Origin of the sequence: Streptantibioticus rubrisoli (assembly GCF_024436055.1) — a bacterium.
Taxonomy (GTDB): Bacteria; Actinomycetota; Actinomycetes; order Streptomycetales; family Streptomycetaceae; genus Streptantibioticus_A; species Streptantibioticus_A rubrisoli.
The window spans coordinates 32,614-44,149 of sequence record NZ_JANFNH010000041.1 but is presented as its reverse complement, the minus strand read 5'-3'; the positions used below and the strand labels follow the sequence as shown (position 1 = coordinate 44,149).

At 70.4% G+C, this 11,536-nt stretch carries 9 protein-coding genes and 1 tRNA gene; 9 read left to right on the top strand and 1 reads right to left on the bottom strand.

Annotated elements, in window-relative coordinates; genetic code table 11:
• The first annotated feature begins 147 nt into the window (after nt 1-147).
• The gene (locus NON19_RS26045) at nt 148-408 is read left to right on the top strand and encodes a CopG family transcriptional regulator (protein WP_255931512.1); all 261 of its coding nucleotides are present in this window, start codon (nt 148-150) and stop codon (nt 406-408) included.
• A complete protein-coding gene (locus NON19_RS26040) occupies nt 405-818 on the top strand; it encodes a PIN domain-containing protein (protein WP_255931511.1) in 414 nt (137 codons plus the stop codon). Before NON19_RS26045 ends, NON19_RS26040 begins: the two co-directional genes overlap by 4 nt.
• 42 nt (nt 819-860) lie before the next feature.
• Here the strand turns inward: NON19_RS26040 and NON19_RS26035 are convergent, their stop codons facing one another.
• Nucleotides 861-2,243 carry a tyrosine-type recombinase/integrase gene (locus NON19_RS26035; protein ID WP_255931510.1) on the bottom strand — a complete coding sequence of 461 codons (1,383 nt, stop codon included), beginning with the start codon at nt 2,241-2,243 and terminating at the stop codon, nt 861-863.
• A 365-nt stretch (nt 2,244-2,608) separates the two neighbouring features.
• On the opposite strand from NON19_RS26035, the gene NON19_RS26030 reads away from it, so the two are divergent.
• The 7 genes from NON19_RS26030 (at nt 2,609) to thrB (ending at nt 11,342) form a co-directional block, all read left to right on the top strand.
• A complete protein-coding gene (locus tag NON19_RS26030) occupies nt 2,609-3,907 on the top strand; it encodes a hypothetical protein (RefSeq protein WP_255931509.1) in 1,299 nt (432 codons plus the stop codon).
• 881 nt (nt 3,908-4,788) lie between these two features.
• A tRNA-Arg gene (locus NON19_RS26025) sits at nt 4,789-4,859 on the top strand.
• A 144-nt stretch (nt 4,860-5,003) separates the two neighbouring features.
• The gene (gene nrtL / locus NON19_RS26020; protein WP_255931508.1) at nt 5,004-6,017 is read left to right on the top strand and encodes an ArgS-related anticodon-binding protein NrtL; all 1,014 of its coding nucleotides are present in this window, start codon (nt 5,004-5,006) and stop codon (nt 6,015-6,017) included.
• A gap of 16 nt (nt 6,018-6,033) precedes the next feature.
• Nucleotides 6,034-7,425 carry a diaminopimelate decarboxylase gene (gene lysA / locus NON19_RS26015; protein ID WP_255931507.1) on the top strand — a complete coding sequence of 464 codons (1,392 nt, stop codon included), beginning with the start codon at nt 6,034-6,036 and terminating at the stop codon, nt 7,423-7,425.
• Nucleotides 7,426-7,549: 124 nt separating this feature from the next.
• On the top strand, nt 7,550-8,878 hold the full coding sequence (locus NON19_RS26010) for a homoserine dehydrogenase (RefSeq protein ID WP_255931505.1): 1,329 nt from the start codon (nt 7,550-7,552) through the stop codon (nt 8,876-8,878).
• A 30-nt stretch (nt 8,879-8,908) separates the two neighbouring features.
• Nucleotides 8,909-9,973 (top strand): threonine synthase, encoded by a 1,065-nt coding sequence (gene thrC, locus NON19_RS26005; RefSeq protein WP_255931536.1) that lies wholly within the window; start codon nt 8,909-8,911, stop codon nt 9,971-9,973.
• 418 nt (nt 9,974-10,391) lie between these two features.
• The gene (gene thrB, locus NON19_RS26000) at nt 10,392-11,342 is read left to right on the top strand and encodes a homoserine kinase (RefSeq protein WP_255931504.1); all 951 of its coding nucleotides are present in this window, start codon (nt 10,392-10,394) and stop codon (nt 11,340-11,342) included.
• Nucleotides 11,343-11,536 lie beyond the last annotated feature (194 nt).

The window sequence follows — 11,536 nt, the reverse complement described above, 5'->3', positions numbered from 1 at the left end:
CGGGCTGAACGAGCCCGAGTCGATGGCGTCCGGATCACCTGCCCCGTTGGCCAACTCGGGCGACGCCCGAGCGCACAGCGGGGCAAGCAGCGCGACGATCTCTACATCCCTGCCTCGGATGGGAGGATCAGAGGTAGGATAGGTAGCATGAGCGAGCCTACCGGCAAGTACTCGATCACCATGCCGCGCGACATCGCCGAGGCCGCCAAGGCCCGCAGCGGCCCTTCCGGCCTGTCCGCCTACGTCGCCGCCGCCGTGGCCCGGCAGATCGAGCGCGACAATCTCAACGAACTCATCCAGGTCGCCGAGGCCGAGCACGGTCCCGTCACCGACGAGGAGATCCAGGCGCTGCGCGACCAGCTCCACCAGGCCCGACAGCAGCAGACGGGTGGGGCGAGCGCCGCGTGACCCGCTCCCGCACTGTTCCCGGCGGCACCCTGGTCCTGGACAGCGAGGGGCTGGCCAAGGCCGTGCTGCGCGACCGTACGGTCACCGGCTGGCTCGCCCTGGCCCGCGCCGACGACCTCCGGGTGATCACGTCTGCGGCCACCCTGGTGGAGGTGGTCCACCCTCGGATCAACCGCCCGGCGCTGGAGTGGACGCTGTCCCGCCTGGTCGTCGAACCGGTCACCGAGCCGATCGCCCGCGACGCCGCCGCTCTCCTCGCCGACGCCGGCCTGCACGGCCACAAGTACGCCATCGACGCCATGCTCAGCGCCACCGCCCTAGCCGCCCCCGGCCCGGTCACCATCCTCACCTCGGACCCCGAAGACCTGACCGCGCTGTGCAGCGGACACGCCACGATGATCAAAGTCTGACCCGGCCCATCCTCAATCGGGCGGCGCCTCTCGGCCCAGCCGCTACTGATCCAGGTCGGGTGGCCGGTCGTAGGCACTCAACAGCCCTTCGATGCGCTGGTTGTTGATGGACTGCCGGTCATAGAGACACTTTGCGTACCGGCTCAGCAGGACCTCGACGCTGTTCCCCGCCCGCTGGGCGACCTCGGCCGGGTCCGCACCCGCGCACAGCCACGTGGACAGCGCCGAGTGCCGCAGGTCGTAAGGGCGTTTCGCGAGCGGGGTGCTGGTGAGTGCGGGTGGCAGGGCGAGGTCGCGGGTCTCGTGCCAGACCCGGTGGTAGGTGGTGTAGCTGATGATCCGGCCCTGTTCGGTGAAGAACAGCCGGCCGTCGTCGGCCGTGCCGAACGTGGCGACGTGCTCGCGCCACAGGGTCACCAGGTGCGGCGGCAGCGGGACCACCCGTGTTTCTCCCGGCGGGCGGTTCTTCAGCCCGCGGTCATCGTGGTACTCGCCGGTGTCGGTCCACCGTTTGCCCGCCTGAGGCAGCGTGCGGTGCACAATCAAGCGCCCCCAACCGGTTCGGGGCAGGCGGCAGTCCGGCAGCGCCACCGCGACCGCCTCCTCCGGGCGCAAGCCCGCGTAGTACATGCCGGCGAAGAACCCGACCAGCCGACGGCCACGGGCCCGGCGGTAGCCGCCCACGTAGGAGGCGGCACTCAGCAGATCCCGTGCCTGGTGGGGGTTGGCCACCACCCGCGGATCCACTGCCACCGCCGGCTTGGGCACCCGCCAGCGAACCCTGTTCAGCGGGTGGCTGCCCAACTCGCCCCGTTCTACGGCGTAGTGGAGCGCGTGCACCAACACCTTGCGCTTGCGGCGCATCGTCTCCACCGCCGCCTCTCCGCCGTCGAGCTTGCGGCGCAGTGACTCCAGCACATCGCGCGCCAGGACCGGATCGTGCAGGTCGGCCAGTGGCCGGGACGCCTTCGCCACCCACTGCAGCAGCAGCCGGTCCTCCGCCGGCATCTCCCCCTGCCCCGGCCCAGGCACGACAAAGGCCCAGTGCCGCAGGGCACGGCGCAGCAGCTGCTCCTTCGGCCGGCCAGGAAGGTCGAAGAGCATCGCCAGAGTGACGGCTGTCAGCGCTTCGCTGACCTCGTCCCGGGTCTTCGCCGCCCGGCCGGGCCAGTGTGCCCGCGCGTACTCGGTCGCGAAGGCATACCAGGTCAGCTGTGACGGACCCCGGGGACCGTACATAGGGCTGGCGCCCTGGCTCAGGCCCGCGCGGATGGCCCGCACCAGCTCCGCACCGAACTCGCCCGCCAAGTCCGCGACCGCGCTGCGGCGGCCGGGCTGTCCATCACCGTGCGGCTGTGCCGGGGATTGGTCCGCCGGCTGTGCGGGCTCCGGTGTAGCTCCGTCGTGACGTTCGTTCGGGTCCATGCTCGCCTCCTTCTGATCGGCGGGGGCATGACTGCCCGGCTCATCCACTCGAACATCCCCCGGCAAGAGGGCACTCGGGCGGTGCCCGGTTGACGAGTGCGGATTTTCGGACGTTCAGCATGGATTCCGCCGCCGCTGGTCCTACCCGGTCACCATGTGGCCGGTTCTGCACCATGGCGCATCATGCGCACTTGTATGCGCCCCAATGCTCCGAACTACCGTTCTCGGTCGGCCAGGGCACGCGGACACCGTGGGGGGGATGCATGGCAAGAACCGCGCGACAGATCCTGAACGCACTCAGCCACCAAAGGAGCGTTCACATCCGGTCGACGGCAGAACTCTGTGACCATGTCGACTCCGCAGCGGTGACCATCGACAAGAAACGCCGGGAAAAGGGCCAGGAAGCACTACGCAGGAAACCCGAACTGCGCACCGTCACACAGGCCGAGTGCGCCCGGTCCATCGAACTGACACCGTGGCAGGTACTGCACGCCCTGGCGCGGGGCTACGTGCTGGCCAGCCAGGGAATGGGACGCGGACTCGCGGAGCACTGGCTGAGCCTGAAGTACTGCGAGGCACTGGACAGCAATCGCGCCGGCTCCATGGATCTCACCGAGAAAGGCCGCAGCTCCGAGCGGTGGTACAAGGCCATGCAAGCGCGGGAGCTGGCCGTCGGCTTCGGACTCGCCGCAGCAGAACACATCGTGCAACAGCGCTACCCCGACCACATCGTCTCGGTCGTGGACACGAGCACGGTACTGCGAGCCGGCTGGGCCCTGGGCGGCTTCCAACGGGACAAGGGCTCACGGCCCCGCCCTGACTACCTCATCGAGGCATGGAAGCCCGGCGAGCCGTCGAAGGTCACGTTCGCGGTCTGCCGAGGAAACCACCAGAAGCCGAGCAAGCGGACCAGCCGGACCCGCAGCACCACGATCCAGCAGCTGGTCAAGGGCTCCGAGCTGACCGAGGGCATGCAGATCGGCCCGTGGAACACCACGCCGTGCCTGATGCTGTCCACCGAACTCATGGGCCAGGGCGGAGTCGTGGTCAACGTCCTGCAATCACCCGGCGAAGCGCTTCTCCCCGTCCGCGCACCGGGCGCCCCGGGAAACGCCGACGAAGAGATCCGAGACAAGCCAGGCATCCCCTACCCCAACGCCATTCACATACCAGCCAGCAGAAGCAAAAGGGCACGGACTGTCGACGGCTTCCAGGTGCCCGAGAAGGACCTCAGCTGGTTCGGCCAGCTCCTGGCCCGCACCGCGGCAGCCGGCCTGACCGCGTTCGCGGGCGGAGGACCAAACACAGCCCAATACCTCACCGCCCGCCAAGGACAAAAGCACTACGCCGCGCCCACGTTCGCCGCCACCTCCAGCTTCCACGACGCAGACATCGAGGTCGGCGACACGAAATTCGTCGGCACGGACCACGTCTTCCGCATGGAGACCGTACGCATCGAGGCATTCTCCGGCATGGTCCCAGAACTGTACGAACTCATCAAGAAAGGCCGCGTGGAAGAATACCGGCAAGCGGCCTACGAACTCCGCTCGAAAATAAGTACCGCCGATGCAGCCGGGAAATGGAACGGCCCGATCTCGTTCCACGACGACGGCACCGTCATGGCCCTGAGCATCCTGCCCATCCGCAGAAGGTCCGCGCCCTGAATCAACTCCCGACAACGCACCGTCCAGCACGGGAGTTCAGAAGACCGCCCTCGGTCACGTTCTCCGCTTCGAGCAGCGCAACATAGCCCGGGATCGCCGGTTAGCCAAACCGGCGATCATGCGGATCAATAGTCCACCGCCACTACATGCCCGCACGTCGAAAGGCCGCACCCCGAACCAAGCCCACAACTTCACATAACAGCCGCCTGCATTCACGACCAGGTGCGGCCAAGCCTTCCGGGGCACCGTCGACTCACCAGTGGTCCGCGTACCCAGGGCTACGACACAAAAGGGCTCACAGCCCCCACCGCGCATCCCGACTGTACGTCCCGGCGTCGGAATGCACTGACCGGCCCGAGCCGGCCTTCGCCTGCCGGCCTGCAGCCGTCGGCAATCCGCCCGGCGTCCGACTCGCACGTTCGCCGTCGGGGCCCGTTAGAGTCCCGCCCTCCGGCCAACGCCACTCACCATGCAGGGCAGGGCCGCAGCGCCAGCCCGCGGGCAAAGCGTCGGCGACCAGCGGCTCGCCGAGCCCTCGCTGGAAGCCGGAAACTCAACATGGACACACGCCCCCAGCACATCCGAACGACAAGCCATGGGACACGGCCACCGACCACCGTTCGCCCCCGGCGAGCGTCCCCAGCGAACCAGGCGCGCAACCCGCTCACTCCGCTTGCCCGGGCACTCCGGAACGCCCCGCTGTTCGATTGAAGGGCGCAACATACACCCCCTACGCTTGCCCGAGAGGTCGTGATCCACATCACGATACACAGATCGACCGCCGCAGGGAATGATCGAGGCAAGGCGAGCAAATAGGGCATTTCATTTCCGCGGGACATGCGCGGGACGACGGACCTGGCAATCCGTCAGGTAAGTGTCTGGCCTGGGAAAACGCGCGAGAACCCGACGGCCTCCGGAGCCGTGTGCGCAGGTTCGAATCCTGCCGGGGGCACCTTGGATGAGGTGCCGAAGGACCCCGCTGCCAGACGGTGACGCTGGAAGCGGGGTCTTGTTCGTGCCCGGGGCCGACGCACCGAGTGCCCAGTACGTGAAACCCATTCGCGGGACCACCCCCCTTCTCGCCTACGCTTTCCCTGTGACCCCCGCTGAGCTCTCCCGTACCGTGCTGAGCACGGTGCGCCGTGCCGTCGAGGCTGATGAGCTGAGCGTCGCCGTGCCCGAGCGGGTGGTGGTGGAGCGGCCGCGCGGGCCGCGGCAGGGGGACTACGCGACCAACGTCGCGCTGCGGCTGGCCAGGGCCGCCGGTCGGCAGCCACGGCAGGTCGCGGAGATCCTCGCCGGGCGGCTCGCCCGGTGCCCGGGCATCGCCCGCGTGGAGATCGCCGACCCGGGGTTCTTGAACATCACGCTCGAAGCCGCCGCGCACGCCGGACTGGTCCGGGAGGTGCTGGCGCAGGGCGCGGCCTACGGCCACAACGACTCGCTGGCCGCCACCCGCGTCACCCTGGCGCACAACGGCGAACCGCGCGCCGCCGCCGTCGCCGATGCGGGCAACCGGCTGCTGCGGGCCTGCGGGGCACGGCCGGGGCCGCCGGAGGCGGTACGGGTGCGCCCGGTAGGTACCCGGCCGGACGCCCCCGGCGCCCCGGCCAGACCCTGCGATGACTTCCCCGCCCTCACCCGCGACGCGGCCCGCTGGGCGCTGCTGCGCCCGCCGCCCGGCGACACCCCCCGGCTCGACCCCGCCGAACTCCTCACGCAACGCGAGTCGAACCCCCTTTTCCGTGTGCAGTACGCCCACGCCCGTACCCGCGCGCTGCTGCGCAACGCCCGGGACCTGGGCATCGCGCCCGATCCCGACGGCCGTTACGGGCATCCGGCGGAGCACCGGCTGCTCGGTGTGATCGCCGACTTCCCGCGCATCGTCCAGGCCGCCGCCCGGCACCGCTCACCGGACCGGGTCGCCCGGCACCTGGAGCTGACCGCCGACGCCTTCTTCGCCTGTCACGACGCGTGTCCCCAGCTGCCGCGCGGTGACGAGAAACCCTCGGCCGCCCACCGGGCCCGGCTGTCGCTCGCCGAAGCGGCCGGGACGGTGCTCGCCGGTGGCCTGACCCTGCTCGGCATCTCCGCGCCCGAACACCTCTGAGGAGTTCTGCAGCACCATGTCCCGTTCCGCACACCCCGCTGGGCCCCGCTACGCCGACGTACTGCCGGAAGGGCACTACACCGCGCCGCCCGCCGACCTCAACGCGCTCGACCCGAAGGTCTGGTCCCGTACCGTCACCCGCAACGCCGACGGCGCGGTCGAGGTGGGCGGGGTCGATGTCCGGTCGCTGGCCGCGGAGTTCGGCACTCCGGCCTACGTACTCGACGAGGACGACTTCCGGGCCCGCTGCCGGGCCTGGCGGGAGGCGTTCGGGCCGGACGCCGACGTCTTCTACGCGGGCAAGGCCTTCCTCTCCCGCGCGGTGGTGCGCTGGCTGCACGAGGAGGGGCTCAACCTCGACGTGTGCTCCGAGGGCGAGTTGGCGACCGCGCTGTCCGCCGGTATGCCCGCCGAGCGGATCGCGCTGCACGGCAACAACAAGAGCGTCCGGGAGATCGAGCGGGCGGTCGAGGCGGGCGTCGGCCGGATCGTGCTCGACTCGTTCCAGGAGATCGTCCGGGTCGCCTCCGTCGCCGAGCGGCTCGGCAGGCGGCAGCGGGTGCAGATCCGGGTGACCGTGGGCGTCGAGGCGCACACCCACGAGTTCATCGCCACCGCGCACGAGGACCAGAAGTTCGGCCTGGCGCTCGCCGACGGCCAGGCCGCAGAGGCGGTGCGCCGGGCGCTGATGCTGGACGGTCTCGAACTCATCGGCATCCACTCGCACATCGGCTCGCAGATCTTCGACACCTCGGGCTTCGAGGTGGCGGCGCACCGCGTGGTCGGGCTGCTGAAGCAGGTGCGGGACGAGCACGGTGTGGAACTGCCGGAGATCGACCTCGGCGGCGGTCTGGGCATCGCCTACACCTCGCAGGACGACCCGCGCGAGCCGCACGAGATCGCCAAGGCGCTGGCCGAGATCGTCACCCGCGAGTGCACGGCCGCCGGGCTGTCCGTGCCGCGGCTGTCGGTGGAGCCCGGCCGGGCGATCGTCGGGCCGACGGCGTTCACGCTGTACGAGGTCGGGACCATCAAGCCGCTTGAGGGGCTGCGCACTTACGTCAGCGTGGACGGCGGTATGTCGGACAACATCCGTACCGCGCTCTACGACGCCGAGTACAGCGTGGCGTTGGTGTCCCGGTCGTCCGACGCGGAGCCGATGCTCTCGCGGGTGGTCGGCAAGCACTGCGAGTCCGGTGACATCGTGGTGCGCGACGCGTTCCTGCCCGCGGACCTGGCGCCGGGTGATCTGCTGGCGGTGCCCGCCACCGGCGCGTACTGCCGTTCCATGGCCAGCAACTACAACCACGCGCTGCGGCCGCCGGTGGTGGTGGTCAAGGACGGGCAGGCCAGGGTGATCGTGCGGCGGGAGACGGAGGAGGATCTTCTGCGGCTCGATATCGGCTAGCAAGATCTTGGTCTCGGATGCTGGACGGGGAGTAGAAACTCCCGTTCGGTGGGTGAGACTGGGCAGGCTGGTTTCACCCTAAAATCAAAAAGTTGTTCAAGGGTTTGTCGAGAGACGAGGTCGGATGATGCGTACGCGTCCGCTGAAGGTGGCGCTGCTGGGCTGTGGAGTGGTCGGCTCAGAGGTGGCGCGCATCATGACGACGCACGCGGACGACCTCACGGCCCGGATCGGCGCCCCGGTGGAGCTCGCCGGGATCGCGGTGCGCCGCCCGGACCGGGTGCGCAGGGGCGTACCCGCCGAGCTGATCACCACCGATGCCACCGCCCTGGTCAAACGCGGTGACATCGACGTGGTGGTGGAGGTCATCGGCGGCATCGAGCCGGTGCGCACCCTGATCACCACCGCGTTCGAGCACGGCGCCAGCGTGGTCTCCGCCAACAAGGCGCTGCTCGCCGCCGACGGCGCCACGCTGCACGCCGCCGCCGTCCAGCACGGCGTGGACCTGTACTACGAGGCCGCGGTGGCCGGTGCCATCCCGCTGATCCGGCCGCTGCGCGAGTCGCTCGCCGGTGACAAGGTCAACCGGGTGCTGGGCATCGTCAACGGCACCACCAACTTCATCCTGGACCGGATGGACACCACCGGCGCCGGTTACTCCGAGGCGCTGGACGAGGCCACCGCGCTGGGTTACGCGGAAGCCGACCCGACGGCCGACGTCGAGGGGTTCGACGCCGCCGCCAAGGCCGCGATCCTGGCCGGGATCGCCTTCCACACCCGGGTCACCATCGACGACGTGCACCGTGAGGGCCTCACCGAGGTCACCGCCGCCGACATCGCCTCGGCCAAGCGGATGGGCTGCACGGTCAAACTGCTGGCGATCTGCGAGCGCAGCGCGGACGGGAAGTCGGTGACCGCGCGCGTCCACCCGGCGATGATCCCGCTCAACCACCCGCTGGCCAGCGTCCGCGAGGCGTACAACGCGGTCTTCGTGGAGGCCGACGCGGCCGGGCAGTTGATGTTCTACGGTCCCGGCGCGGGCGGCGCGCCGACCGCCTCCGCGGTCCTCGGCGACCTGGTGGCGGCCTGCCGCAACAAGCTGGCGAACACCACCGGCGTGGGCGAGTCCGCGTACACCCAGCTGCCGGTGAGCCCGATGGGCGAGGTGGTCACGCGCTACCACATCAGCCTGGACGTGGCCGACAAACCCGGCGTACTGGCCCAGGTCGCCACGGTCTTCGCGGAGCATCAGGTGTCGATCGACACCGTTCGTCAGCAGAGCAGGGACCGTGGCACCGGCGCCGAAGGCGCCGCCGTTGAGGGCGGCGAGGCCTCCCTCGTCGTCGTCACCCACCGCGCGCCCGACGCCGCCCTGTCGGCGACCGTCGCGGCCCTGCGGAAACTCGACACCGTACGGGGCGTCGCGAGCATCATGCGTGTGGAAGGGGAGTAACCCGAGATGACCGTCATGGACAACCCTCGAATGTCCGGCACCCACCAGTGGCGCGGCATCATCGAGGAGTACCGGGACCGGCTCCCGGTGACCGCCGAGACCCCCGTGGTCACGCTGCTGGAGGGTGGCACTCCGCTCGTTCCCGCGCAGCTGCTCTCCGAACGCACCGGATGTGACGTCTACTTGAAGGTCGAGGGGGCCAACCCCACCGGCTCGTTCAAGGACCGCGGCATGACCATGGCCATCTCCAAGGCCAAGGAGGCCGGTGCCCAGGCGGTCATCTGCGCGTCCACCGGCAACACCTCGGCGTCCGCGGCCGCTTACGCGGTACGCGCCGGGATGGTCTGCGCGGTACTGGTCCCACAGGGCAAGATCGCGCTCGGCAAGATGGGCCAGGCCCTGGTGCACGGCTCGCGGATCCTGCAGGTCGACGGGAACTTCGACGACTGTCTCGATCTCGCCCGCGGACTGTCCGAGAAGTACCCGGTGGCGCTGGTCAATTCGGTCAACCCGGTGCGCATCGAGGGCCAGAAGACCGCCGCGTTCGAGATCGTGGACGCGCTCGGCGACGCACCGGACATCCATGTGCTGCCGGTGGGCAACGCGGGCAACATCACCGCCTACTGGAAGGGCTACCGTGAGTACGCGGCCGACGGGATGTCGACCCGCACCCCGCGGATGTGGGGCTTCCAGGCGGCCGGTTCCGCGCCGATCGTGACCGGTGCGCCGGTGCGCGACCCGCAGACCATCGCCACCGCGATCCGGATCGGCAACCCCGCCTCCTGGAAGTTCGCGGAGGCGGCCAGGGACGAGTCCGGCGGGCTCATCGAGGCGGTGACCGACCGTCAAATCCTCTCCGCCTACCGGCTGTTGGCCGCGCGCGAGGGCGTCTTCGTGGAGCCCGCGTCGGCCGCCTCGGTGGCCGGTCTGCTCAAGGCGGCGGAGGAGGGGCGGGTGGACCCGGGCCAGCGGATCGTCTGCACGGTGACCGGAAACGGCCTGAAGGACCCGGACTGGGCGGTGGCGGGTGCCCCGCAGCCGATCACCGTTCCGGTGGACGCTGACGCGGCGGCGGAGCGGCTGGGGTTGGCCTAGCGGCCGTTCCGGGAGCGTGAAGCCCCCAGGTCTGGGGGGCTTGCCCCCGGTTGACAGCCGCCGCAGCGGTGAGCGACCGCGACGCCGGAGCCCGGCGGTGCCGCTCCATCCGTCAGCGGCCCCCGGCCGCGGGCACCGTAACCCGCGAACGCCCCCCGACCTGCGGGAGCGCACCGCACGGCGTGCGACACGCATCGCGCGCCGTGTGTGCGCCCTATGTCGCAGCAGAACCTTCCTTCGATAGGCTTGCACCCATCGGCGCCGTCGTGTGCCGCTCCGGCCCATGCCATTGGCATTGGCCCCCGTCGCCACCGTCGTCGCCTCCGGGCGACGGACAAGCCCTCGCGTTGCCCTTCGGCTGATGCCGCCAAGGCCCGTCAGGCAACTGCACTTGCCACACAAGGAGACTCTTCGACCGATGGCCGGTCCAGCCTTCCGCGCAGCCGCCGTCCGAGTGCGCACCCCCGCGACCAGCGCCAACCTCGGACCGGGCTTCGACGCCCTCGGCCTGGCCCTGGGGCTGTACGACGACGTCGTGGTCCGGGTCGCCGACTCCGGGCTGCACGTCGACATCGCCGGTGAAGGCGCCGACAGCCTCAGCCGCGACGAACGGCACCTGGTCGTACGGTCCCTGCGCACCACGTTCGACCTGCTCGGCGGCCAGCCGCGGGGCCTTGAGGTGGTCTGCGCCAACCGCATCCCGCACGGCCGCGGCCTCGGCTCGTCGTCCGCCGCCATCTGCGCGGGCATCATGGCCGCGCGCGCGGTGACCATAGGCGGGCCCGAGCGGCTGGACGACGCCGCGATGCTGGAGCTGGCCACCGAGATCGAGGGCCACCCGGACAACGTGGCGGCCTGCCTGCTCGGCGGATTCACGCTGGCCTGGACCGAGTCCGGGGCGGCCAGAGCGATCCGGATGGACCCGGCGGCGTCCGTCGTCCCGGTGGTCTTCGTACCGGCCAAGCCGGTGCTGACCGAAACCGCGCGGGGGCTGTTGCCGCGCACCGTCCCGCACGTGGACGCGGCGGTCAACGCCGGGCGCGCCGCGCTGCTGGTGGAGGCGCTCACCCGGCGCCCGGAACTGCTGCTGGCGGCCACCGAGGACCGGCTGCACCAGGAGTACCGGGAACCGGCGATGCCGGAGAGCGTGGCGCTGGTCAACCGGCTGCGGGCGGACGGCGTACCCGCGGTCATCTCCGGCGCCGGACCGACCGTACTGGCGCTGGCGGAGGACGGTACGGCCGACAAGGTGGCCGCGGTGGCCGGAGTGGGCTGGGCGGCCAACCGGCTGACGATGGACGCCGCGGGGGCCAGTGTGCTCCCGTTGACCAGTGCGGGTACGGACGCCTCGGGGGCGGCCGTCCAATGACCCGGGGGACAAGGCGGGGGTTTGAGCCAATGGGCGACAAGGGAAGAACTGCGCGCGGCAGCACCGCGCCCCGTACCCGCCGCACCGGCGGTGGTACGACCGGCACAGTCCCGAAGCACGAATGCCGGGCGCGGAGAGGGGGAATATTTGTTGGATCAGGTAGTGTTAACCTCAAGTCTGCACTCGACGGACCA

Bases quoted from the DNA above. Each gene is read 5' to 3' on its own strand.
- thrB (WP_255931504.1), top strand. From the start codon at position 10,392: ATGGCCGGTCCAGCCTTCCGCGCAGCCGCCGTCCGAGTGCGCACCCCC.
- NON19_RS26010 (WP_255931505.1), top strand. From the start codon at position 7,550: ATGATGCGTACGCGTCCGCTGAAGGTGGCGCTGCTGGGCTGTGGAGTG.
- lysA (WP_255931507.1), top strand. From the start codon at position 6,034: ATGTCCCGTTCCGCACACCCCGCTGGGCCCCGCTACGCCGACGTACTG.
- NON19_RS26035 (WP_255931510.1), bottom strand. From the start codon at position 2,243: ATGGACCCGAACGAACGTCACGACGGAGCTACACCGGAGCCCGCACAG.
- thrC (WP_255931536.1), top strand. From the start codon at position 8,909: ATGTCCGGCACCCACCAGTGGCGCGGCATCATCGAGGAGTACCGGGAC.
- NON19_RS26045 (WP_255931512.1), top strand. From the start codon at position 148: ATGAGCGAGCCTACCGGCAAGTACTCGATCACCATGCCGCGCGACATC.